Source organism: Streptomyces sp. NPDC050161, from assembly GCF_044460025.1.
Classification (GTDB): Bacteria; Actinomycetota; Actinomycetes; order Streptomycetales; family Streptomycetaceae; genus Streptomyces.
The window spans coordinates 549,863-572,856 of the sequence record NZ_JBITJM010000002.1; the positions used below are offsets into that span (position 1 = coordinate 549,863).

General features: G+C 71.7%; 18 protein-coding genes. 5 read left to right on the forward strand and 13 right to left on the reverse strand.

Features of this window, described 5'->3' with window-relative positions; all coding sequences use genetic code 11:
- The first annotated feature begins 3 nt into the window (after positions 1 to 3).
- On the forward strand, positions 4 to 1,131 hold the full coding sequence (gene dusB / locus ACIBK8_RS05605; RefSeq protein ID WP_399040250.1) for a tRNA dihydrouridine synthase DusB: 1,128 nt from the start codon (positions 4 to 6) through the stop codon (positions 1,129 to 1,131).
- A 21-nt stretch (positions 1,132 to 1,152) separates the two neighbouring features.
- On the opposite strand, the gene ACIBK8_RS05610 is transcribed toward dusB, so the two are convergent.
- Positions 1,153 to 2,244 carry a glutathione S-transferase family protein gene (locus tag ACIBK8_RS05610; protein WP_399040251.1) on the reverse strand — a complete coding sequence of 364 codons (1,092 nt, stop codon included), beginning with the start codon at positions 2,242 to 2,244 and terminating at the stop codon, positions 1,153 to 1,155.
- Positions 2,245 to 2,818: 574 nt separating this feature from the next.
- Here ACIBK8_RS05610 and ppdK point away from each other — a divergent pair.
- Positions 2,819 to 5,599: a pyruvate, phosphate dikinase gene (gene ppdK, locus ACIBK8_RS05615; protein WP_399040299.1), complete on the forward strand. Its 2,781-nt coding sequence runs from the start codon at positions 2,819 to 2,821 to the stop codon at positions 5,597 to 5,599.
- A 582-nt stretch (positions 5,600 to 6,181) separates the two neighbouring features.
- Positions 6,182 to 7,027, forward strand: coding sequence for an ArsR/SmtB family transcription factor (locus ACIBK8_RS05620; RefSeq protein ID WP_399040252.1), 846 nt, complete (start codon positions 6,182 to 6,184; stop codon positions 7,025 to 7,027).
- 37 nt (positions 7,028 to 7,064) lie between these two features.
- Here the strand turns inward: ACIBK8_RS05620 and ACIBK8_RS05625 are convergent, their stop codons facing one another.
- The 10 genes from ACIBK8_RS05625 to nirB form a co-directional block, all read right to left on the reverse strand.
- On the reverse strand, positions 7,065 to 8,015 hold the full coding sequence (locus tag ACIBK8_RS05625) for a TauD/TfdA dioxygenase family protein (protein ID WP_399040253.1): 951 nt from the start codon (positions 8,013 to 8,015) through the stop codon (positions 7,065 to 7,067).
- A gap of 301 nt (positions 8,016 to 8,316) precedes the next feature.
- Positions 8,317 to 9,153 carry a carbohydrate ABC transporter permease gene (locus ACIBK8_RS05630; protein ID WP_399040255.1) on the reverse strand — a complete coding sequence of 279 codons (837 nt, stop codon included), beginning with the start codon at positions 9,151 to 9,153 and terminating at the stop codon, positions 8,317 to 8,319.
- A 6-nt stretch (positions 9,154 to 9,159) separates the two neighbouring features.
- Positions 9,160 to 10,152: a carbohydrate ABC transporter permease gene (locus ACIBK8_RS05635; RefSeq protein WP_399040256.1), complete on the reverse strand. Its 993-nt coding sequence runs from the start codon at positions 10,150 to 10,152 to the stop codon at positions 9,160 to 9,162.
- Positions 10,149 to 11,423 carry an ABC transporter substrate-binding protein gene (locus ACIBK8_RS05640; protein WP_399040257.1) on the reverse strand — a complete coding sequence of 425 codons (1,275 nt, stop codon included), beginning with the start codon at positions 11,421 to 11,423 and terminating at the stop codon, positions 10,149 to 10,151. The genes ACIBK8_RS05635 and ACIBK8_RS05640 overlap by 4 nt, the downstream gene beginning before the upstream one ends.
- Before the next feature lie 166 nt (positions 11,424 to 11,589).
- Positions 11,590 to 12,447, reverse strand: a complete 858-nt coding sequence (locus ACIBK8_RS05645; RefSeq protein ID WP_399040258.1) for a putative protein N(5)-glutamine methyltransferase — start codon at positions 12,445 to 12,447, stop codon at positions 11,590 to 11,592.
- A gap of 222 nt (positions 12,448 to 12,669) precedes the next feature.
- On the reverse strand, positions 12,670 to 13,611 hold the full coding sequence (locus ACIBK8_RS05650) for an oxidoreductase (protein ID WP_399040259.1): 942 nt from the start codon (positions 13,609 to 13,611) through the stop codon (positions 12,670 to 12,672).
- Between the two features lie 88 nt (positions 13,612 to 13,699).
- Positions 13,700 to 14,086 carry an ArsR/SmtB family transcription factor gene (locus tag ACIBK8_RS05655; protein ID WP_399040260.1) on the reverse strand — a complete coding sequence of 129 codons (387 nt, stop codon included), beginning with the start codon at positions 14,084 to 14,086 and terminating at the stop codon, positions 13,700 to 13,702.
- Positions 14,083 to 14,562: an SRPBCC family protein gene (locus ACIBK8_RS05660; protein WP_399040261.1), complete on the reverse strand. Its 480-nt coding sequence runs from the start codon at positions 14,560 to 14,562 to the stop codon at positions 14,083 to 14,085. Before ACIBK8_RS05660 ends, ACIBK8_RS05655 begins: the two co-directional genes overlap by 4 nt.
- A gap of 115 nt (positions 14,563 to 14,677) precedes the next feature.
- Entirely contained in the window at positions 14,678 to 15,055 is a 378-nt protein-coding gene (gene nirD, locus ACIBK8_RS05665) for a nitrite reductase small subunit NirD (RefSeq protein ID WP_399040262.1), read from the reverse strand.
- Positions 15,055 to 17,706 (reverse strand): nitrite reductase large subunit NirB, encoded by a 2,652-nt coding sequence (nirB, locus tag ACIBK8_RS05670; protein WP_399040264.1) that lies wholly within the window; start codon positions 17,704 to 17,706, stop codon positions 15,055 to 15,057. The genes nirD and nirB overlap by 1 nt, the downstream gene beginning before the upstream one ends.
- 253 nt (positions 17,707 to 17,959) lie before the next feature.
- Here nirB and ACIBK8_RS05675 point away from each other — a divergent pair, with 253 nt between their 5' ends.
- Both ACIBK8_RS05675 and ACIBK8_RS05680 read left to right on the forward strand, forming a co-directional pair.
- On the forward strand, positions 17,960 to 19,285 hold the full coding sequence (locus tag ACIBK8_RS05675; RefSeq protein ID WP_399040265.1) for a sensor histidine kinase: 1,326 nt from the start codon (positions 17,960 to 17,962) through the stop codon (positions 19,283 to 19,285).
- An 8-nt stretch (positions 19,286 to 19,293) separates the two neighbouring features.
- A complete protein-coding gene (locus tag ACIBK8_RS05680) occupies positions 19,294 to 19,956 on the forward strand; it encodes a response regulator (RefSeq protein WP_399040266.1) in 663 nt (220 codons plus the stop codon).
- 22 nt (positions 19,957 to 19,978) lie between these two features.
- Here the strand turns inward: ACIBK8_RS05680 and ACIBK8_RS05685 are convergent, their stop codons facing one another.
- Both ACIBK8_RS05685 and ACIBK8_RS05690 read right to left on the reverse strand, forming a co-directional pair.
- Positions 19,979 to 22,024, reverse strand: coding sequence for a glycoside hydrolase (locus ACIBK8_RS05685; RefSeq protein WP_399040268.1), 2,046 nt, complete (start codon positions 22,022 to 22,024; stop codon positions 19,979 to 19,981).
- Between the two features lie 164 nt (positions 22,025 to 22,188).
- Entirely contained in the window at positions 22,189 to 22,992 is an 804-nt protein-coding gene (locus ACIBK8_RS05690) for an alpha/beta fold hydrolase (protein WP_399040269.1), read from the reverse strand.
- Positions 22,993 to 22,994: the final 2 nt, after the last annotated feature.

The window sequence follows — 22,994 nt, forward strand, 5'->3', positions numbered from 1 at the left end:
TCCATGACCTTGCTCCAGATCGGACCGCACGCGGTGCAACCGCCCGTGGTGCTCGCGCCGATGGCCGGGATCACCAACGCCCCGTTCCGGACGCTGTGCCGGGAGTTCTCGGGCGGCAAGGGCCTGTTCGTCAGCGAGATGATCACGACGCGGGCGCTGGTCGAGCGCAACGAGAAGACCATGCAGCTGATCCACTTCGACGCGACCGAGAAGCCGCGCTCGATCCAGCTGTACGGCGTCGACCCGGACACCGTCGGCAAGGCCGTCCGCATGATCGCCGACGAGGACCTGGCCGACCACATCGACCTGAACTTCGGCTGCCCGGTGCCCAAGGTGACCCGCAAGGGCGGCGGCTCCGCGCTGCCGTACAAGCGGCACCTGCTGCGGGCGATCCTGCGGGACGCGGTGGCGAACGCGGGCGCGCTGCCGGTGACGATGAAGATGCGCAAGGGCATCGACGACGATCACCTCACCTACCTCGACGCCGGGCGGATCGCCGCCGATGAGGGCATCACCGCCATCGCGCTGCACGGGCGGACGGCGGCCCAGCACTACAGCGGCACCGCTGACTGGGACGCCATCGCGCGCCTCAAGGAGCACGTCCCCGAGCTTCCGGTGCTGGGCAACGGAGACATCTGGTCGGCGGACGACGCGCTGCGGATGGTGCGCGAGACCGGCTGCGACGGCGTCGTCGTGGGGCGCGGCTGCCTGGGGCGGCCGTGGCTGTTCGGCGATCTGGTGGCCGCGTTCGAGGGCACCGGTACGTACACCGAGCCGACGTTCAAGGAGGTCGCGGCCGTGATGGTGCGGCACGCGACGCTGCTCGGCGAGTGGATCGGCGACGAGACCCGCGGTGTGATCGACTTCCGCAAGCACGTCGCCTGGTACACCAAGGGCTTCTCGATCGGCTCCGAGATGCGCCGGAGCCTGGCCGTCACCTCGTCGCTGGACGAGCTGGACGGCCTGCTCCAGCAGCTGGACCTCGACCAGCCCTGGCCGGCCGGCGCCGACGGCCCGCGTGGCCGCACCTCGGGCCGGGACCGCGTGGTCCTGCCCGACGGCTGGCTGGACGACCCGTACGACTGCGCCGGCGTGGGCGCGGACGCGGAGCTGGACACCTCCGGCGGCTGACGGCCCCGGGGCGGCCCGGGATCAGGGGCGTCCCCCGGGCGGCACCTCCTCGCCCGCGGGGACCGGGCCCGGCGGGGTGCCGTCCCCGAACGGCGTGCCGCCCAGCTCCTCGCGGTGGTGCGGCGTGAGCCAGCCGTCGAGGTCGGGTCCGAGCGGCACGATGCCGGTCGGGTTCACACCCGTGTGCACCCGGTAGTAGTGCTGCTTGATGTGGTGGAAATCGACCGTGTCACCAAAGCCAGGTGTCTGGTAGAGGTCCTTCACGTACGCCCACAGCACCGGGTCCTCGGCCAGCTTGAAGCGGTTGCACTTGAAGTGGCCGTGGTAGACGGCGTCGAACCGCACCAGGGTGGTGAACAGCCGGATGTCGGCCTCCGTGACGGAGCGGCCCACCAGGTAGCGCTGCCCCGACAGCCGCTCGGACAGCGCCTCCAGGCGCGCGAACAGGGCCGTGCACGCCTCGTCGTACTCGCGCTGCCCGGTGGCGAACCCGGCCTTGTACACGCCGTTGTTGACGTCGCGGTAGACCCCCTCCATGACCTCGTCGATCTCCGCGCGCAGCGGCTCCGGGTACAGGTCGGGGGCGCCCGGCCGGTGCAGCGCCGTCCACTCGGTCGCCAGGTCCAGGGTGATCTGCTGGAAGTCGTTGGTGACCAGCCGCCCGCTGGGCACGTCCACGATCGCCGGCACGCTGACGCCGCCCGGATAGCCGGTCTCCCGCGCGTCGTACGCCTCGCTGAGGTACCGGATGCCGAGGACCGGGTCGCGCCCGCCCGGATCCAGGGTGAAGCGCCAGCTGCGTTCGTCCTGGAGGGGGTCGGCGATGCCGAGCGAGAGGGCGTCCTCCAGGCCGAGCAGCCGACGGGAGACCAGCACCCGGCTCGCCCAGGGGCAGGCCCGGCTGGCCACCAGCCGGTAGCGGCCCGCCTCGACCGGCCAGCCGTCCCTGCCGTCGGCCGTGACGCGGTCGGCGAAGTGGCTCCGGGACCGGCGGAACGGCTTCTGCCCGTACGTCGCGTTGCCGAACTCTCCGGCGGATGCGCCTTGTTCCCGGCCCTCGTCGGCCGCTGCGGTGGGCTGGGCGTCGTCCGGGTGGCTGTCGGTGGGGCCCATCGTTGGCTCCTTGCCGTGTGCGGCTCTCGGTGCGCTGTCCCCACCAGCCTGCCCGCCGGGCGGAGCGCCATCCCCTGGCGCTCGGCCGACCGGGCGCAGCGCCGTGGCGGCCCCGGCCCGGAAGGCGGGGTCCGACGGCCGCCGGCCCCGCGGAACTATGACCGGATCCTGTCGCTCGGCACCTGGTGGCCCGGAGAGAGGTCCGGATCGCGACGGAAAGGGCGGCTGTTGCGTGCCTCGCGCGACACTCCATGTCGCTCGAATGAGGGGACCGGGACTCGCTAGAGCGCGTGATTCTCGCCACCCTTGATAGGGGGTCCGCTCACATGAGCACCCTCAAGAGGGCTCCATCTCTCCAACGGTGGCACTGGGTGCCATGGGTTCAGTATTCGGTATATCGACTCAGGATGCACGATGTGTAGCGGGCCTCGGCAGATTCGATCACTCAGTGGAGTGATGCATTCATGTAATGAATTCATGCCGCAGCGAGGGAAAACTTTCGATCTGGTGGCGGACGACGGGTTACGCACGCATGTCGACCAAGTGGACGTACCCAGACGCCTTCGATCTGGGTATGTTCCTCGCCGTCAGGGCAGCCGTCCGCGAGGAGTCCAGTCCCGTGTCGGAAACACAGAATCCCCACGTAAACCAGCCTGCGTCCGCGAAGTTCGTCTACGACTTCACCGAAGGCAACAAGGACCTGAAGGACCTCCTCGGTGGCAAGGGCGCCAACCTTGCCGAGATGACCAACCTGGGGCTCCCCGTCCCGCCCGGCTTCACCATCACCACCGAAGCCTGCAAGGTCTACCTCGACAGCGGCGAGGAGCCCGAGGCACTGCGTGCCGAGGTGTCCGAGCACCTCGACGCTCTTGAGCGGCAGATGGGCAAGAAGCTCGGCCAGGCCGACAACCCCCTTCTCGTATCGGTGCGTTCAGGGGCGAAGTTCTCGATGCCCGGCATGATGGACACCGTCCTCAATATCGGGCTCTCCGATGCGTCGGTTTCCGGCCTCGCCGCGCAGGCGGGCGACGAGCGGTTCGCGTGGGACTCCTACCGCCGCCTCATCCAGATGTTCGGCAAGACCGTGCTGGACGTCGAGGGCGACCTCTTCGAGGAGGCGCTGGAGGAGGCCAAGAGGGCCAAGGGCGTCACCGTCGACGTCGACCTGGACGCCGCCGACCTCCAGGCGCTGGTCGAGCGGTTCAAGACCATCGTCTCCAAGGAGACGGGGCGCGAGTTCCCGCAGGAGCCGCGCGAGCAGATGGACCTCGCCGTACGGGCGGTCTTCGACTCCTGGAACACCGACCGCGCCAAGCTCTACCGCCGTCAGGAGCGCATCCCCGGCGACCTCGGCACCGCCGTCAACGTCTGCTCCATGGTCTTCGGCAACCTCGGCCCCGACTCCGGCACCGGCGTCGCCTTCACCCGCGACCCCGCCAGCGGCCACCAGGGCGTCTACGGCGACTACCTCCAGAACGCGCAGGGCGAGGACGTCGTCGCCGGTATCCGCAACACCGTGCCGCTGGCCGACCTGGAGGGCATCGACAAGTCCTCCTACGACCAGCTGATGCAGATCATGGAAACCCTCGAAACGCACTACAAGGACCTGTGCGACATCGAGTTCACCATCGAGCGCGGCAAGCTGTGGATGCTCCAGACCCGGGTCGGCAAGCGCACCGCGGGCGCCGCCTTCCGCATCGCCACCCAGCTCGTCGACCAGGGGCTGATCGACGAGGCCGAGGCCCTGCAGCGGGTCAACGGCGCGCAGCTCGCCCAGCTGATGTTCCCGCGCTTCGACATCGACGCGAAGTCCGAGACCATCGGCCGCGGCATCGCCGCATCGCCGGGCGCCGCCGTCGGCAAGGCCGTCTTCGACTCGTACACCGCCGTCAAGTGGTCCCGCTCGGGCGAGAAGGTCATCCTCATCCGCCGCGAGACCAACCCCGACGACCTCAACGGCATGATCGCCGCCGAGGGCATCCTCACCTCACGCGGCGGCAAGACCTCGCACGCCGCCGTCGTCGCCCGCGGCATGGGCAAGACCTGCGTCTGCGGCGCCGAGGAGCTGGAGGTCGACACCAAGTCCCGCCGGATGACGACCAAGGACGGCGTCGTCGTCGAGGAGGGCGACGTCGTCTCCATCGACGGCTCGTCGGGCAAGGTCTACCTCGGCGAGGTGCCGGTCGTGCCGTCGCCCGTCGTCGAGTACTTCGAGGGCCGGATGCACGCCGGCGCCGACGACGCCGACGAACTGGTCAAGGCCGTCCACCGGATCATGGCGTACGCGGACCGGGTGCGCCGGCTGCGGGTGCGCGCCAACGCCGACAACGCCGAGGACGCCGCCCGCGCCCGCCGGTTCGGCGCCCAGGGCATCGGCCTGTGCCGCACCGAGCACATGTTCCTCGGCGAGCGCCGCGAGATGGTCGAGCGCCTCGTCCTGGCCGACACCGACGCCGACCGGGAAGCCGCGCTCCGTGAGCTGCTGCCGCTCCAGAAGGCCGACTTCATCGAGCTGTTCGAGTCGATGGACGGGCTGCCGGTGACCGTACGTCTCCTTGACCCGCCGCTGCACGAGTTCCTGCCCGACATCACCGAGCTGTCGGTCCGGGTCGCGCTCGCCGAGGCCCGCAAGGACGCCAACGAGAACGACCTGCGCCTCCTCCAGGCCGTGCACAAGCTGCACGAGCAGAACCCGATGCTGGGGCTGCGCGGTGTGCGCCTCGGGCTGGTCATCCCCGGCCTGTTCGCCATGCAGGTGCGGGCCATCGCCGAGGCGGCGGCCGAGCGGAAGAACGCCAAGGGCGACCCGCGCGCGGAGATCATGATTCCGCTGGTCGGCACCGTCCAGGAACTGGAGATCGTCCGCGACGAGGCCGAGCAGGTCATCGCCGAGGTCGAACAGGCCCGCGGGGTCAGCCTCAAGCTCACCCTCGGCACCATGATCGAGCTGCCCCGTGCCGCACTGACGGCGGGTCAGATCGCCGAGTCCGCCGACTTCTTCTCCTTCGGCACCAACGACCTCACACAGACCGTCTGGGGCTTCTCCCGCGACGACGTCGAGGCCAGCTTCTTCACCGCCTACCTGGAGAAGGGCATCTTCGGCGTCAGCCCCTTCGAGACCATCGACAAGGACGGCGTCGGCAAGCTCGTACGGGACGCCGCGGCGGCCGGCCGGGCCACCCGCCCCGACCTCAAGCTCGGCGTCTGCGGCGAGCACGGCGGCGACCCCGAGTCGGTGCACTTCTTCCACGAGGCGGGTCTGGACTACGTCTCCTGCTCGCCGTTCCGCATCCCCGTCGCCCGCCTGGAGGCGGGCCGCGCGGCAGCCGAGTCGAAGGGGAGCGACAGCCGCTGACCCGACGGGTGACGCGAGCGCTAGGCGCGCGCGGCACCCGGCATGCGACCACCGGACCGGCGGCGGCACCAGACCCTCAACTGCGCCGCCGGGTCCGGCACCACAACGAGGGCGGCACCTGTGCGGAGGTGCCGCCCTCGCCTTTTTCCGGACTCCCCCCTCGGGAGCTGCCGCCTCCCATGTCGGCGTGGGAAGGCGGCCTTCAACGGGGAATGCCGAACGGCCGGGTCTTTGCCCATCACCCCCCACGGGATCGAGCAATCCGTGCCGTACGTACCGCCGTTGAATTGAGTACAGCATTCCCGCTCACCACGGGGAAGCGCGACCCTTTTCAACTCTGGCCAAAAGGGCATGGTGACCGCGTGTGTCGGCGTGCATACTCAGGCGTGCCGGGGGGCAACCGAGGAAGCCATGGGTGGGGGTTCGGTGTTACGCGTCCATTTCAGTGGACTCGATCTGGCCCGCGTGCGGATAGCCGCGCGTCCGGATGTGCTGTGGGAGACGATCCTCAGTTTTCACCGACTGCGCGACCGACGTGACGACACGGCGTTCGGAAAATGGCGCGCAGAAACACGAGAGAAGTTGAATGGCGAAACGCGTCTGCTGGCGCCGCTCGTTCCCACCCGGGGCTATTTCCCGGATTTCCTCACCCCGCCCGAAGGGCTGCTGGGCCTCGACAATGCGCTGGGCGCACTGCGCGAGACGCCGCCCGCGCGGGTGCACACCGAGCTGTCCAGGCTCTCCCACGCCCACCCGCTCCCGTCATGGATACGGGCCATGGGGGACGGCGACGTCCGCCAGATCGGCCGCCTCGCCGGCACCCTCCAGCGTTACCACGACGCCGCCGTCGCCCCCTACTGGCCGCGGCTCCAGGCCCGCATAGCGGCCGACCGGGCCGCCCGCGGCCGGGCCCTGCTGGACGGCGGCGCCGACCAACTGCTGGCCACCCTCCCGCCGATGCTGCGCTGGCGCGCCCCGGTCCTGGAGGCCGACTACCCCGTCGACCGCGATCTGCATCTCGACGGCCGCGGGCTGCTGCTGATGCCCTCGTACTTCTGCCGCCGCACGCCGGTCACCTTCCACAACCCGGACCTGACACCCGTCCTGGTCTATCCCGTCGAGCACCCGGTGCCGCGGACCGTGCCCCCGCTGCCGCCCGAACACTCCCTGGGCCGGCTGGTCGGACGCACCCGCTCGGAGATCCTCCGTGGCATCGGCGTCGGCTGCACCACCAGCGAACTCGCCCGCCGCGTCGACGTCTCGCTCGCCTCGGCCAGCCAGCACGCGACGGTGCTGCGCGACGCCGGTCTGCTGGTCACCCTCCGGCAGGGCAACGCCGTACTGCACACCCTGACGCCGCTGGGGACCGCCCTGCTGCGCGGGGGTGTACCGGCGGAGGCGGCCTACGAGCGGTCGACGTGCGGCTGAGGGCGGCGGCACTGCCCCGCCCCCGGCCGCACGGCCCTCAGTACGGCCGGTCGCCCGCGATGGCGACGCGTTCGGCGACCCGGCGGTGCGGGGCGTAGTCGGCGACGGCGTAGTGCTGGGTCGCGCGGTTGTCCCAGAAGGCGATGTCGCCCGGCTGCCAGCGGAAGCGGACCTGGAACTCCGGTACGTGCGCCTGCTGGAAGAGCAGGCGCAGCAGCCGGTCGCTCTCGGCTTCCGGAAGGCCCACGATGCGGGTGGTGAACGAGGTGTTGACGAACAGCATCCGGCGGCCGGTCTCGGGATGGCGGCGTACCACCGGGTGTTCCACCGGAGGGAATTCCTCCTGGAGCGGGGCGAGCCGTTCCGCGGAATAGAAGCGCGCGAATCCCGGCAGGTAGTCGTGCACCGCACGCGCCCCGTCGATGCGTTCCTTGATGTCCGACGGCAGGTTGTCGTAGGCCGCGGCCATATCGGCCCACATGGTGTCACCGCCGGACGGCGGCACCTCCCGCAGCTGCAACACCGCGCCCAGCGCGGGCCGTTCGCGGAAGGTGACGTCCGTGTGCCAGACATTTTCGAACGTCGGTACGGAGTCGGAGCCCTTGTCGAAGCGCACCACGTCCTTCTCCGCGCCGGTCGCCAGGAGCGGATTGGTCTCCAACTCCCCCCAGTTCGCGGCGAATTCGCGTTGCGCGGCGGAGGTCAGATGCTGACTCCTGAAGAACAGCACCTTCCATTCGACGAGCGCCCGGTTCAGCTCCGCGCGCAGCTCGGCGGAGAGCGGACGGGACAGGTCGAGGCCGCGAATTTCGGCCCCGATGGTGCGGCCCTGCGGTACGACGTCGAACAGGTCGTACGGCCGGTCCTGCCAGCCGTCGGGGGTGCGGCGCAGGACGCGGTCGCCTTCGTACAGGCCGTCGGCGGGAATGCGGTGCGGACGCAGGGCGGGGGCGGTGGCGGGGCGCGGGGAGTCGGTGAGAGCCGTCAACTGATCCTCCTGGTAGGGGAGAAGAGGGCAGGGGAGAGGGAGGGGGAGGGGGAGAGAGCGTCGTGACGGGAGCCGGGAGGCCGAAGCCGGTACCGGGTGCCGTCAGGACGTACAGAGGGCGGCGGGGGGAGAACCCACCCGGCCGCGGCGGCGCAGGAAGCTCAGGCCGCGGGGCGCGCACTCGCCGTGGGGGCCGCGGTGTCGCGGCGCCGCCTCACGGACGTTCGGGTGCGTGCTCATGCCTGGCACCGTACCCCATCCACCGGCCGCCGAAGCCGCCGCCCATAGCGGGCCTGGGCCCTCAGTCGTCGATGCCCGACCGTTCCACACCCGCCACGATGTACCGCTGGAGCACCAGGAACACCACCACCAGCGGGGCGATCGAGACGGCCGCGGCGACGAACAGCTTGTGGAGGTTGAGGTTCTGCGCGGTGGTGAACGTCGACAGGGCGACCTGCACCGTCCACGACTGCTGGTCCTGGCCGATCACCAGCGGCCACAGGAAGGCGTTCCAGGCGCCGATGAAGACGATGGTGGAGACCGCGGCGAACACCGGGCGGGCATTGGGCACCACGATCCGCCAGTACGTGCGCCAGTACCCCAGGCCGTCGACCCTGGCTGCGTCCTCCAGCTCCTTGGGGAAGCCGAGGAAGTACTGCCGGAAGATGAAGCAGGCGAACGCGCTGAACAGCGTCGGGATGACGAGTCCGCGCAGCGTGGAGATCCAGCCGAGCGTCGAGACCAGCACGAAGCTCGGGACGAACGTGACGGCCGCCGGGACCATCAGGGTGCCGAGGATCGCGTAGAAGACCGCGTTCGCGCCGCGGTAGGGGATCCGGGCCAGTCCGTAGCCGGCGAGCGAGGCGAGCAGCACCGTGCCGACGGTCGTGGCGACGGCGATCAGTGTGGAGTTGAGCAGCGCCCGGCCCAGCGGGAGGTTCGGGTCGTCGAAGACCTCGGTCAGGTTCGACCACTGGAGGCTGCGCGGGAAGAGGGTCCAGTCCGGCGCGGTGATGTCCGCCTCGGTCGCCAGGCCGTTGCGCACCAGGAGGTAGAACGGGATCAGGAACAGCAGGGCCAGCGTGAGCAGCAGTACCACCCGCAGTGCGCGGCCCACCCGGGTCAGAGCGTCGTGCATCGGCGGTCAGTCCTCCTTGCGGCCGAGGCCGAACCAGCGGGCCTGGACGACGGTCGCCACCGCGATGATCAGCGCGAGGATCACCGCGCCCGCGCTGCCGAGCCCCAGATTCTGGTCCCGGCCCAGCGCGGTGTAGTAGAGGTAGACCAGCGGCGGGCGGGCGTACGGCGGATAGCCGCGGGAATCGCTGAGCAGGTTGTAGAACTCGTCGAACGCCTGGAAAGAGTTGATCACCAGCAGCAGCACCACCGCCACGGACGTGGCGCGCAGCTGCGGGAAGGTGAGGTGCCGGAAGACCTGCCAGCCGGGCCGCGCGCCGTCCACCGCGGCGGCCTCGTACAGCTGCGGGGAGATCCGCTGGAGCCCGGCCAGGAACAGGATCATGTAGAAACCGGCCTGGAGCCACAGCCGCACGGTCACGATGACCAGCCAGTACCAGGGCGGATCGGTGGTGGAGAGCCACGCCGTCTGATCGGCGCCGAACCAGCCGAGAACGGTGTTGGCCAGGCCGAACCGCACCCCGTTGAACAGCGACAGCTTCCAGATCAGCGACGCCACGACGTACGAGCAGGCGGTCGGCAGGAAGAACACCGACCGGAAGAACGCCTGGGCGAAGCGCAGCCGGTTGACCATCAGCGCCAGGGAGAGCGACAGCACGTAGGTCGCCGGCACGATGAAGGCCGTGAACAGCAGGAACGTGCCCAGGCTCGACAGGAACGCGGGATCGGTCAGCATCGACGTGTAGTTGCCGGCGCCGACGAAGTCCGTGGGGCTGACGGTGTTGTGCGCGTCGAAGAAGCTGAGGTAGACGCTCCACGCCAGCGGCACGTACGTGAACAGGCCGAGCCCGAGCGCGAACGGGCCGACGAACACCCAGAACCAGAGGGTGCGGCGCTGCGGGCCGAGCCAGCGGGCGGGGCGCGGGCCCTGCGCGGCGCCCGCAGGACGCGCCCCGGCGGCAGGACCGCCCGCCGCCGCACCCGTCGTCTTGACGGTCACTTCTTCCTGACCCGCGCCAGTTCGGCGTTGACCTTGCGCACCACGGTCCTCAGCTCGCTCTCCGGAGACGCCCCGTCCTTGATGATGCGGCTCAGCGCGTCCTGATAGGCGGTACGGGACGCGGCCGTCCACAGGAGCGGCTCGGCGGAGCCGTGGTCCGTCGCGAACCGGACCGCGTCCGCCGCCGCGCCCTTCCGCAGCTTTTCCGCCTTCTTCGCCAGAGAGATCCTGGCCGGGATGTGGAAGCCGTACGACAGCGCGAAGTCCTGCTGGAAATCGGTGCGTTCCACCCACAGCCACTTCGCGAAGTCCTTGGCCTGCGCCCGGTGTGCGCTGCGGGCGCTGACCGCGGCGCCGTACGCGCCCACCGGCACCGAAGGCCGGCCGTCCGGTCCGTCCTTCGGGAACGCCAGGACCCCGAAATCGTCGCCGAACGCCTTCTCGACCTGCGGCAGCGCCCACAGCCCCGACCACTGCATCGCGGTCAGGCCCTGGAGGAACGCCGACGGGTCGGACCAGTCGGTGGGCGCCCCCAGCAGCAGCGACTTGTCCGCGTACAGCTGGCGGATCTTGCCGAGGGTCCTGGCCGCCGCCGGATCGTCGAACCCGACCTTGCCGTCCTCGGTGATCAGGCTCAGACCGGCGGCGAAGAGCGGGGTGCCGCCCAGCATCCCGGCACCGCCGTCGTTCCCGAGGAACAGGCCCTTGGCCTTCTTCGTCGTCAGCTTCTTCGCCGCGTCCACCAACGCGTCGAGCGTCTGCGGGGGTTGGAGCCCGGCGTCCTTCAGCAGGCTCTTGCGGTAGTAGAGCATCTGCATGTCGACGGCCTGCGGGATGCCCCAGATCTTGTCCTGCCAGATCTTCGGGGCGAGCACCGCCTGGTTGAAGTCGTCCTTGACGGGTTCGACCTCCGCGGTCAGGTCGACGACCTGGCCGCTCTGGATCTGGTCCAGCAGCGGCCCGTTGGCCTCGAACACGTCAGGACCCGAGTCGGTCAGCAGCGCCGCGGCGGTCTGCCGGTCGTAGTCGCCCGGCCGCCACTGCACGGTGACCTGCGCCTTCCGGTACGCGGCGGCGTAGCGTCCGACGGCCTGTTCGACGCCGCTCTCGCCGTACTGGTGGTACCACTGGCTCAGCCCGGGGCCCGAACCTCCGCCGCCCCGGCCGGTGTTGGCGCCGCAGGCGGCGAGGGCGCCGGTCAGCGCGAGGCCGCCGCCCGCGGCCAGCAGCCGTCGTCTGCCGATGCCTGTGCCGGTGCCTGTGCCCGTCATGGCCCCTCGCCCCCTGCCGTGCTGCTCATCGGTGATCGTCGATCAACGTACGGTGCCCGACCACTGTGCCGTACGCACGTGAAGAACGCATGGCAACCGTGCAAATCCGCCCCCTGGCACGCCGGTTACGGGCGCGGGCGCCCCGCCCGCGCCCCCGGCCCGCTGCTCACCGGTCCGCCGGGCGCCTTCCCGGCCGGGTGCCGATGACGACGGTGGCGTACAGCTCGTCGGACGTCACCGAGCGGGGGGTCAGGCCGCCGTCCGCGAACAGGGCGGCGGCCCGGTCGGCTTGCCGCTCGCTGGTCTCGACCAGCAGGCTCCCGCCGGGCGCCAGCCACGCCGCCGCCGCGGCGGTCACCCGTCTCAGGACGTCCAGCCCGTCCGTGCCGCCGTCCAGCGCCACCAGCGGCTCGTGCTCACGGGCCTCCGACGGCAGCAAGCCGACCTCTTCGCTGGGGACGTACGGCACATTGGCCAGCAGCACGTCGATCCGGCCGCGGAGGGCGGCGGGCAGCGCCGCGAAGAGGTCGCCCTCGTGGACCAGGCCGCCGGCGGCGGCGACGTTGGCGCGGGCGCAGCGCACCGCGGCCGGGTCGATGTCCGCGGCGTGCAGTGCGACACCCGGCACCCGCGCGGCGAGCGCCGCGCCCAGCGCCCCCGATCCGCAGCACAGGTCGACGGCGACGGCGCCCGGCGCGGCGAGCGCAGCCGCCTGCCGGACGAGGAGTTCGCTACGGCGCCTGGGCACGAACACGCCGGGGCCCACGGTCATCCGCAGGCCGCAGAACTCGGCCCAGCCCAGGACGTGTTCGAGCGGCAGGCCGTCCGCGCGGCGCCGCACCATGGCGGCGAGTTCCGTGGGGGTGCGGGCGGTCGACAGGAGCAGTTCCGCCTCGTCCTCGGCGAAGACGCAGCCCGCGGCGCGCAGCCGGGCGACGACGGCGGGGCGGGGCGAAGGCGCGGCGGGGGATACGGCGGTGCGGGAAGCCGGTGAGGCGGAAACAGGAGAAGGATGCACGGACATGAGGGCCTTTCGGGGTACCGAAGGGCGCTCTCCCGGTCACCTCTGCCTGGTGAACCGCACGGTCGCGAGGTGAGAGCACCCAGCTGATACAGCGGTAATGGGTCTCACCTCCTCGTCGTGTCCACTGCTGAAGTCACCCACTTTACCCCGGGGGCAGCGGGACGCGCAGCGCGGTCCGCCGCGGTGCGGGGGCGGGCCCACGTCCGGGCCCGGACGCCGCGGTCAGGGCCCGGCGGGGGCGGAGAAGTCGTAGCGGACGCCGGTGAGGCGTTCCGACGCGGCCCACAGGCGGGCGGAGAGCGCGTCGTTCGTGGTCCAGGGGGCGCGCGGGGACGGGGCCGGGGCGCCGCGCAGGCCGCCGCGCGGGCCGATGAAGGCGTCCGGCTTCACCTGCGGGGCGGTGGCCGCGCACAAGGTGGGCAGCGCGCCGCCCTCCGGGCGCTGGCCGACGATGCGGTTGCCCAGTTCCATCAGGCGCTCGACGGACCTGCGGCCCGCCATCCTGGCGCCGGTGGTCTGGAGGTTGGTCGACGCGTAGCCGGGGTGCGCGGCGGCGGCGACGACCTGCGATCCGGCCGCGGCCAGCCGGTTCGCCAGCTCGTGCACGAACAGCAGGTTGGCGCTCTTGGAGCGGCCGTAGGCGGCCCAACGGTGGTAGGGGCGGCTGCTGTTGAGCGTGTCCGGGTCGACGCTGGCGAGGACGTGGAGGAAGCTGGAGACGGTGACGATCCGGGCGCCGGGGGTGGCGAGCAGCCGGGGGAGCAGCAGGCCGGTGAGGGCGAAGTGGCCGAGGTGGTTGGTGCCGAGCTGCATCTCGAAGCCGTCGGCTGTGGTGCGGTACGGCAGCGCCATCACGCCGGCGTTGTTGACAAGCAGGTCGAGGCGGCTGCGGTCGAAGGTGTCGAGTCCGGTGGCGAAGGCGCGTACCGACGACAGGTCGGCGAGGTCGAGGGGGCGGAACTCGGCCTCGGCGGCCGGGACTTCGGTGCGCAGCCGGTCCAGGGCCGCGCTGCCGCGCGCTTCGTTGCGGCAGGCCAGCAGGACGCGGGCGCCGCTGCGGGCCAGCTCACGGGCGGTGACATAGCCGATGCCGCTGTTGGCGCCCGTGACGACGGCGCAGCGGCCGGTCTGGTCCGGGATCTGGCGGGTGGTCCACCGGGGCACGCCTGGCTCCTCTGTCGGGGGGAATCCAGCGTACGCCCGGGGATGCGGCCCGGAAGCAGGGCAGTTGGGGCCGCGGCGCCTGCCGCCCTCAGGGGGCCGCCCCGGCACCGGGGCCGCCCGCCGCGCCCGGCTCGTCCGGATCGGGTGCCGACTCCGCGAGGCGCTTGATGGCGGACAGGCGGCCGTCCCAGTCGGCGGCGATGCGGTCCATCCGGCGGGCGGTGACGCCGAGGCGGGCGGGGAGTACGGCGTAGCGCGTCTCGCGGCCCTCCCGGTGGCCGGTGACGAGGCCGGCCCGGTCGAGGACGGCGAGGTGCTTGACGATGGCCTGGCGGCTGACCGGCAGCTGCGCCGCCAGGGCCGTGGCGGTCGCCTCGCCGTGGGCGGCCAGGGTGTCGAGTATCCGGCGGCGGGTCGGGTCCGCCAGGGCGGACAGCACGTCCGCCACGGTGTCCAGGGGGGATTCCGCGCTCATGCCGCGAGCCGCTCCGCGTACTGCCTGATGTTCTCGGTCTGCCCGCTCCAGCCCTCCGCGTGGCTCTCGTACGAGGCGCCGGTGCGCCCCTCGGGGATGTCGATGGTGTCGAAGCCGGACTCCACGACCCGCAGCCTGGTGCCGTCGCCCTCCGGGGTGAGGGTGAATTCCACCAGGGTGGAGTTGCCCTCCACCGCGACCTCGCCGGGGTGGCCGCTCGCCCAGCGGTAGGCGAAGCGGTGCGGCGGCTCGACCCGCACGATGGTGGTCGGGAACTGGCCGTAGGGGCCGTGGTCGAGGTGCATGAGGCCGCCGGGGCGCAGGTCGACGGGGGTGGGCTCGCCCTGTCCGAACCAGTTGCCGACGTGCTCGGGCTCGGTGAGCACCGCCCAGACGCGTGCCACCGGCGCCGCGATGCTGATCTCCCGTTCGATGCGGTCGGTGTCGTGGTGGTGGCCGTCGGTGGTGTCGCTCATGGGGTGCCTCCTGGGTGCCGCTCTCCGTGACGTGCAACTCGTGGGTTGCGTATGTGTCGAGCCTGGCACGTCACGGAGGATCGCGCAACCGGAGGGTTGCGCGTCCGGTTTCCCGTTACCCCTCCCTGGTCCGCACCCGGTAGGCGGGGACCGAGACGTCCGGATCGTCGATGCAGACCCCGGACACCAGGTCGAAACGCTGCTTGAGCAGGGGCGAGGCGACGAAAGGACGGCCGTCGGACGATCCCGTCAGACCGCGGGAGAGCACATGCGCGCCGGTGAACGGATCGCGGTTGCCGAGCGCGTACGGGCGGCCCGCGCGGTCGACGAAGAGGGCCGCCTGGCCGCCGTCGGGCAGCAGCACGGCCACACCACGCCCGGGAAGGAGCCGGGACAGCGGGCAGACCGCGAACCAGCCGTCGGGGCCGTGGATCTCGACCACCGCGGCGGCGGTCCGGTCCGGCGTCGTGGGCTCTGGCGTCGGTACGGGCATCACACGGAGGTCCCTTCCAGGGTGCGTACGGGCAGGGTCGGGCCGGCCAGCAGGGTGGGGTCCGGCTTGACCTGGTCGCGTTCGGGCACGAAGCGGACCGTCGGGTCCGGCGCGTCCGGGGCGTTGACGAAGGAGACGAAGCGCGCGAGGCGCTCGGGGTCGGCGAGCGTCTCGGCCCATTCGTCGCGGTAGTGGGTGACGTGCGCGGCCATCAGGGCCTCCAGCTCGTCGCAGAGCCCGAGTGCGTCGTGCACGACGACGTCCCGTACGTGGTCGAGGCCGCCCTCGATGCGCTGAAGCCAGGCGGAGGTGCGCTCCAGACGGTCCGCGGTGCGGATGTAGAACATCAGGAACCGGTCGATGAGGCGCACCAGTCCGTCGTCCGAGAGGTCCTGGGCGAGCAGGTCGGCGTGGCGCGGTTCGGCGCCGCCGTTGCCGCCGACGTACAGGTTCCAGCCGTGCGAGGTGGCGATCACGCCGAAGTCCTTGCCGCGGGCCTCCGCGCACTCGCGGGCGCAGCCGGAGACCGCCGACTTGAGCTTGTGCGGCGACCGCAGGCCCCGGTAGCGCAGCTCCAGACCGATCGCCATCCGGACGGAATCCTGGACGCCGTAGCGGCACCAGGTCTGCCCGACGCAGGACTTCACGGTGCGCAGCGCCTTGCCGTAGGCGTGCCCCGACTCGAAGCCGGCCGCCACCAGACGCGCCCAGACCTGCGGGAGCTGGTCGACGCGGGCGCCGAACAGGTCGATCCGCTGGCCGCCGGTGATCTTCGTGTAGAGGCCGAAGTCGCGGGCCACCTCGCCGATGACGATCAGTTTCTCCGGGGTGATCTCGCCCCCGGGTATCCGCGGCACGACCGAATACGAGCCGTTGCGCTGGAGGTTGGCCAGGTGATGGTCGTTGGTGTCCTGAAGGGCGGCCTGTTCGCCGTCCAGGACGTAGCCGCCCGCGCCCACGGACGGAGCCAGCGAGGCGATGATCGAACCGATCGCCGGCTTGCAGACCTCGCAGCCCTCGCCGCCCCTGGCCGCCGGACGGCCGTGCGAGGCGAGGAGCGCGGCGTACGAGGTCAGCCGCAGGGTGCGGACGATCTCGTACAGCTCGGCGCGGGTGTGCGGGAAGCAGCCGCACAGCCCGGTGTCGATGACGGCACCCGAAGCGGCCAGCTCGTCGTTGACCACGGCGGTCAGCGCCTTGACGCAACTGCCGCAGCCGGTACCGGCCCTGGTGCACTTCTTGACCTCGGGAACGCCACCGCAGGAACCCTCGGACACGGCGGCGCGCACCGCCCCCGTGGTGACGTGATGGCAGTGGCACAGCACCGCGCTGTCGGGCAGCGCCGCAGGACCGAGCGCCGCGCCGCCGCCCGCCGCCGGTCCCGCGGGCAGCACCAGCTGCTCGGGCGGCACCGGCGGCACACTGCCGGTCAGCGGACGGAGCACGCCGTACGCCTCCGCGTCGCCGACCAGCACGCCGCCCAGCAGCTCGCCCCCGGGCCCGACGACCAGCTTCTTGTAGATGCCGCTGCGGGCATCGGAGTAGACGACGTCCAGGCAGCCTTCGGCGGCGCCGTGCGCATCGCCGAAGGACGCCACGTCCACCCCGAGCAGCTTCAGCTTGGTGGACACGTCCGCCCCGGTGAAGGCAGGTCCTGACGCACCGGCGATGGCTTCGGCGGCCGTACGGGCCATGTCGTAGCCGGGCGCCACCAGGCCGTAGACCCGCCCGTCGGCGGCCCGCGCGCACTCCCCGATCGCGAAGACGGCCGGGTCGGAGGTCCTGCACCGCCCGTCGACGTCGATGCCGCCCCGCTCGCCGACCGGCAGGCCGCAGGCGCGGGCCAGTTCGTCACGCGGCCTGATCCCCGCCGAGAAGATCACGAGATCCGTCCCGATCCGCGAACCGTCCGACAGTTCCATCGCGGTCACCGCGCCGTCCCGGCCCGCCGTGATCTCCGTGCCCGCCACGCCCGTGTGCACCTCCAGGCCCTGCTCCTCGACGGCCTTGCGCAGCGCGGCGCCGCCGCCCTCGTCCACCTGGAGCGCCATCAGCCGGGGGTGGAACTCGACGACATGGGTGCGAAGCCCCAGGCCCTTGAGCGCGCCCGCCGCCTCCAGACCGAGCAGCCCGCCGCCGACGACCACGCCGGTACGGGAGTTCTTGGCGTACTCCTCGATCGCGAGCAGGTCGTCGACGGTGCGGTAGACGAAACACCCCGCACTGTCCCGGCCCGGCACCGGCGGCACGAACGGGGCCGAGCCGGTGGCCAGCACCAGCGTGTCGTAGCCGATGACACGGCCGGAGCGCGCGGTGACCGTGCGGGCCTCCCGGTCGATCGCCGTCGCCGGGTCGCCCAGGTGCAGTTCGATGCCGTGCCGCGCCATGAAGTCCCGCGCGGTGAGCGAGAGATCATCGGGGGAGCGGCCCGCGAAGTACGACGTCAGCTGCACCCGGTCGTACGCCGGGCGGGGCTCCTCGCACAGCACCACGACCCGCATCCGCCCGGTGACCCCGCGCTCCGCCAGCTCCTCCAGGAACCGCTGGCCGACCATGCCGTGGCCGACGAGGACGAGGACGGGCAGGCCACGGGCGGTCGCGGCGCCGGTCGCCGGCGCTGCGGTGTTCGGGCGGTGGGCGGCTGCGGCCATGGTCGAAACCCTCCATCGGTGGTGCGCCGGGAACGGCGGGACGCCTGGTCCCCGGCGGTCCGCCGGGCCCTTCGACGCCGTGCCGCCAGCGTGCGCCGCCGCTGTTACCCGCCGGCATCTCCGCTGTTTCCCGTGCGGAACACTGCCCTCAGCGGCCCCGCGCCGCCCCTGTGAGGCCCCGGTGAGATCCCGCCCGGGACCGCGCCCGCCGCCGCCCCGCCAACGATCGCGCCCGCCGCTTACATTGGCCCCCATGCCCCGCCCGACCGCGGCCCTGCGCGCCGCCCGTACGCTCCTGACCACGCCGTTCACGCCCCGCGCACTGGCCGGGGCGCTGCACGCCCTGCTCGCGCTGCCGGTGGCGCTGCTCGGCCTGCTGCTGGTGCCGGCCGGGCTCGCCTTGGGCGGCGCGCTGTCCTGGACGGCTGCGGGGCCCTGGCTGCTCGCCCTGTCCGTACGGGCCGCGCTCGCCGCCGGAGACCTCCAACGGGCCATGGCCGGGCGCCTGCTGGGATTCGGGATCGAGCCCGCCGAACGGCGCACCGGAGCCGGGGTGTTCGGCTGGCGTCGGGCACAGCTCGCCGACCGCGCCGGCTGGCGGGCCGTCGGCTGCGCCCTGCTGGCCCCGCTGACCGCACTCCCGCCGCTGCTGGCCGTGGTGGCCGGCTACGTCTACGGCCTGCTGATGCTCGCCCACCCGGTCATCAGGCACTGGAACTACTTCACGCTGCACAACGCCGACGGATCCGTACGCAAGGTGGCGGTCCAGATCCACGGCGTGCAACTGGACACCTGGCCACGGTGGACGGTCGTGGTCGCCGCGGGAGCGCTGCTGCTGGCCGCCGCGCCCTGGCTGCTGCGCACCGCCGCCGCCCCGCACCGCCTGCTGCTGCGCACCCTGCTCGGCCCGGACGCCGCCGGCGCCCGCATCCGTACCCTGGAGGAGACCCGCGCGCAGGCCGTCGACGACGCCGCGGCCACCCTCCGCCGCATCGAACGCGACCTGCACGACGGCACCCAGGCCAGGCTCGTCGGCCTCGGCATGCACCTCACCCTGATACGCGAACTGATCACCGCGGACGCCGACCGCGACCGGCTGCTGACCGCCGTGGAAACCGCCCAGGGCAACGCCCGGCAGGCCGTCGCCGACCTGCGCCACCTCGTCCGCGGCATCCACCCGCCGGTACTCGACCAGGGCCTGGACGCCGCCCTCACCGGGCTCGCCGCCGACTGCCCGCTGCCCGTCGCCGTCACCACCCGCATCGGCGACCGGCCGCCGCCCGCCCTGGAAACCCTCGCCTACTTCTGCGCCGCCGAACTCCTCGCCAACGCCGTCAAACACAGCGGCGCCGACCGCGTCACCATCGACGTCCGCACCGAAACCGGCCCCGCAGCGCTGCGGCTCTCCGTCCACGACGACGGGCGGGGCGGCGCGCTCCCCGGCGCGGGCAGCGGACTGACCGGCCTGCGCACCCGGATCCGTACCGTCGACGGGACACTGACCTGCGACAGCCCGGCCGGTGGCCCTACGGTGGTCACCGTCCGTCTCCCCAGCCCGCCACCGACATCACAGACATAGAGGTTGCCGTGCGCGTCGTCATCGCCGAGGACTCCGCGATCCTGCGGGAAGGACTCGCCCAACTCCTCGCCCTGCGCGGGGTGGTGGTGGCCGCCGCCGTCCAGGACGCCGCGGCCCTGCTCGACGCCGTCGCCACCCACCGCCCCGACGCCGCCGTGATCGACATCCGGCTGCCGCCCGGCCACACCGACGAGGGCCTGCGGGCCGCCGTCACGCTGCGCCGCGACCACCCGGACACCGGAATCCTGATCTTCTCCCAGTACGTGGAGACCGCCTACGCCGACCGGCTCTTCGGCGAGGGCTTCGCCGGCGTCGGCTACCTCCTCAAGGAACGGGTGGTGGACATCGCCGAGTTCACCGACGCACTCGAACGCGTCGCCGCCGGCGGGACCGCGCTCGACCCCGAGGTGGTCGGCCGCCTCTTCAAGGCGAGCCGCCGGGCCCAGGCACTGGAACGCCTCACCCCGCGCGAACGCGACGTGCTGGCGCTGATGGCCGAGGGCCGCAGCAACCGGTCCGTCGCCGCCGCGCTGACCGTCACGGAGCGCGCGGTCGAGAAGCACATCGCCGGCATCTTCACCAAGCTCGACCTGCCGCCGTCGGACACCGAACACCGCAGGGTGCTCGCCGTGCTGCGCTACCTGGAGACCGCGGGCCGCACGGACGCCTGACCGCCCGGCCCGCGGCCCCGGCTCAGCCCGCGGCCCGCGCCGGGCACAGCCGCCGCGGCGCCTCGTCCCCGCGCAGCCGCGCGTCCACACAGCCGCCCGGCAGCCCCTGGTGCGCCGCGTCCCCGAAGTTGGCGGTCACCGTCAGCGCGCCGTCACCGAACACCGTCCGCTGCACCGTCCGGTCCTCGGTCAGCCACCGGAAGGACGTCATCCGCTCGGTGCCGGCCGCGCGGTGCAGCGGCGAGAAGTACCGCTGCAACGCCGCCAGTTCACCGCCGTCGCGCTTCAGCGAAGGGCCGTCGAGCACATAGTTCAGCGGGGTGTTGTACAGAATCGCGAGCAGCGCCCTGGTGGTCTTCTGCGCCGGCAGCTTCTCGTACGACAGCTCCCAGCGCTCGGCGTTCACCAGCGAACCGTGCAACGCCGTCTCGTACAGCGGCACCCGGTACTTCGGGTCGTACATCGCCTTGGCCACATCCGCCGGCAGCCGCACCGGCTTGAAGAAGAACTTCGGGGCCTTCTCCGGGTAGTACGCGCCCCACGCCTCCTTGTCGCGCTCCAGCTTCCACAGTCCGTCGGCGACCGGCGTACCCGCGCCGTGGTCGAACGCCAGCACCTTGTTGGCCCACGGCTGCGCGCTCTCCGACCCCAGCACCAGATGCTGCGCAAGCCGCCGCATCCGGGCGAGCCGCATCGCGCGGTCGTCCTCCTTGGTCATCCGGTGGCCCGCGGCGTGATCGCGGAACAGCTCACCCGTCGCGTCCACATCCAGGAAGTAACTGTCCGCGCCGTTGGCGACCATCGCCCGGGTACGGTCCGCCAGATAGTGCTTGCGCGGCTCGGCCTTCTCGAACGCCCGCGAGCTGAGATAGCAGCCACGGCCGTGGAAACCGCTCTCCGGCGAGCCGTCCGCCCGGCGCACACAGAAGTCCGGATAGACCCGGCCCGGCCACACCGACGTGGGACTGTCCGCGGTCTTCGGATCCTGCCCGTTGGCGAACGAGTCGTACGGGCCGACCAGATACCCCGCGCCCTTCGCCGCCCGCACCGCCGCCGCGTCCATCGGCCCGGGACCTGCGTCGTACCCCAGCCACATCCGGTCGACGCCGAGCTTCTTCAGCCGCCCGACACCGTCCGCGGTGCGCGCGTCACCCCACAGGTACGCGTGGAAGGCGCCCAGCAGCTTGCCGTTGGCCGGGTTCTTCCGGATCTTCTCGCGCAGGCTGCCCAGCTTCCCCTGCTGCGCGAGCAGCGCACGGTAGTCGGTCGCGGGCGCCACCGGATCGCCGTCGGTCAGCGCGAAGGACACCTCGTACGCACGGGTGCCGTCGCCGGCGTCGAAGGCGTGCGAGGCCGTGGTCCGCAGCCGGCCACCGGCGGACGCGAACCGCAGGGATGTACCGATGTCGGTGGAGGTCAGATAGCTGACACCGTGCCCGCCACCGGATTCGCCCAGGCTGTAGCCCCACAAGGGGAGGGCCAGATCGGCACCCATGTCGACCGTGCTGCCCGCCAGGCCGCCCTTGGCCGAGTTCCAGAACGCGTCCCGCACCGGGATGTCCAGACCCTCGCCGCGCGGCACTTGGAGGGACGAAGCGGACGGATCGGTACCGGTCACCGGCCAGGTGACCGACCCGTCGCGGTCCGCGCGCAACGCGATCCGCAGCCGCCCGTGATCGGCGCGCGCGGTCACGCTCAGCCCCTTCGCCGGATAGCTCCAGCGCGCCCCCGCAGCCGTGCGCCGCACCGGCCCCGGCGTGCCCAGACCGCCGGCGGCAGGGCCGGACAGCGTCATCGTCCGCCCGTCGTCGGCGCGGGCGGTGACCGCGAGCGAACCGGTGTCGACGACGGCCGTACCGCCGCTCACCGGGAGTTCGACATGCCGCCCCTCGACGGTGCCTGCCGCCGCGCTGTCACACCCTGCGACGCCGAAGGCGGTGGCGGTCAGCGCGAGGGACGCGGCCAGCGTGCGCGTCGCACGGCGGCGGCCGGGGCGCGGGCCCGGCCGCCGGGCCGGTCGGGTGTGCCCGGTGCCCGCGTCGCTTCTGTGAGTGGTCTCGGAATCCATGGTGCAGGGATAGTCGAGGGGTTTAAGAAACTTCTAAGACGGCGTCCTGCGGGGTGAGTTGGCGGAGCCGTGTGGAGCGTGTGGAGCAGCAGGGGGCGGCGAGACCGAGGAGGCCGGCATCGTCCAGGCGATGCCGGCTCTCTTCGTGCAGCCGCCCCCGGACGTCAGGAGCGCTGATCGAGGAACTCGTCGATTATCTTGAGCAGCTCTTTCGGCTTTTCCACGGCCACCAGGTGACCCGAGTCCAGTTCGACGTACTCGCTGCCCGGAATCACGTCCCGCAACTGCCGCGCATATCGGTTCGGAATCAGCTGATCACCCGTCGGTGCGACCACGAGCGTGGGGCACGTGATTTTCGGCATGTATCCGCTGAGGTCCATGTCGTTGACGAGTTTGCACAGGGCTACCAGCCCGTCGGACGGCATCAAGCCGACGCGTATCTGAAACCGTTCGTCTGCGCTGATGGAATCCAGATAGCGATCCGAGAGCGCGTGGATGGTGGAGTAGTCGGCGAACCCGTTGGCGTCCAGCTTGGCGAGCTTGAGCCAGGTCCTGATGAACATGCGTTGTCGTGGATCCTTGTAGTGCATGAATCCACCGCAGAAAATCATGCGCCGGATGAGTTCCGGCTCTTTCGCCGCGATGACCGAGGCGATGCCCGCACCGGTGGAGAATCCGATGACGTCCACCGGGCCGTGTGCGGTCGCGCGCAGCACCTCGATCATCTGGTCGGCCAGCAACTCGAAGCTCAATTCGCCGTCTTCGGGCAGGGGGGTGAAGCTGCTGCCCGAGTAGCCCGGCACAATCAGTCTTCGATCCTGCGCCAGATGGTCGAGAAGATTGGCAAAGCTCGACTCGGGATGCCCGCCGGCACCGTGTATGAGGAGAACCTCAGGTCCCGTTCCCTGCGTGAAGTAGCCGACCGGAACTCCGGCGGCCTCAACTCTTTGCATCGATACGCTGGCCATAA

What these genes read in the sequence shown, in the direction of transcription:
- ACIBK8_RS05645 (WP_399040258.1), bottom strand. Translation starts at nt 12,447, where the DNA reads ATGTCCGTGCATCCTTCTCCTGTTTCCGCCTCACCGGCTTCCCGCACC.
- ACIBK8_RS05640 (WP_399040257.1), bottom strand. Translation starts at nt 11,423, where the DNA reads ATGACGGGCACAGGCACCGGCACAGGCATCGGCAGACGACGGCTGCTG.
- ACIBK8_RS05675 (WP_399040265.1), top strand. Translation starts at nt 17,960, where the DNA reads ATGCCCCGCCCGACCGCGGCCCTGCGCGCCGCCCGTACGCTCCTGACC.
- ACIBK8_RS05685 (WP_399040268.1), bottom strand. Translation starts at nt 22,024, where the DNA reads ATGGATTCCGAGACCACTCACAGAAGCGACGCGGGCACCGGGCACACC.
- nirD (WP_399040262.1), bottom strand. Translation starts at nt 15,055, where the DNA reads ATGCCCGTACCGACGCCAGAGCCCACGACGCCGGACCGGACCGCCGCC.
- ppdK (WP_399040299.1), top strand. Translation starts at nt 2,819, where the DNA reads ATGTTCCTCGCCGTCAGGGCAGCCGTCCGCGAGGAGTCCAGTCCCGTG.
- ACIBK8_RS05690 (WP_399040269.1), bottom strand. Translation starts at nt 22,992, where the DNA reads ATGGCCAGCGTATCGATGCAAAGAGTTGAGGCCGCCGGAGTTCCGGTC.
- dusB (WP_399040250.1), top strand. Translation starts at nt 4, where the DNA reads ATGACCTTGCTCCAGATCGGACCGCACGCGGTGCAACCGCCCGTGGTG.
- ACIBK8_RS05655 (WP_399040260.1), bottom strand. Translation starts at nt 14,086, where the DNA reads ATGAGCGCGGAATCCCCCCTGGACACCGTGGCGGACGTGCTGTCCGCC.
- nirB (WP_399040264.1), bottom strand. Translation starts at nt 17,706, where the DNA reads ATGGCCGCAGCCGCCCACCGCCCGAACACCGCAGCGCCGGCGACCGGC.
- ACIBK8_RS05610 (WP_399040251.1), bottom strand. Translation starts at nt 2,244, where the DNA reads ATGGGCCCCACCGACAGCCACCCGGACGACGCCCAGCCCACCGCAGCG.
- ACIBK8_RS05630 (WP_399040255.1), bottom strand. Translation starts at nt 9,153, where the DNA reads ATGCACGACGCTCTGACCCGGGTGGGCCGCGCACTGCGGGTGGTACTG.
- ACIBK8_RS05660 (WP_399040261.1), bottom strand. Translation starts at nt 14,562, where the DNA reads ATGAGCGACACCACCGACGGCCACCACCACGACACCGACCGCATCGAA.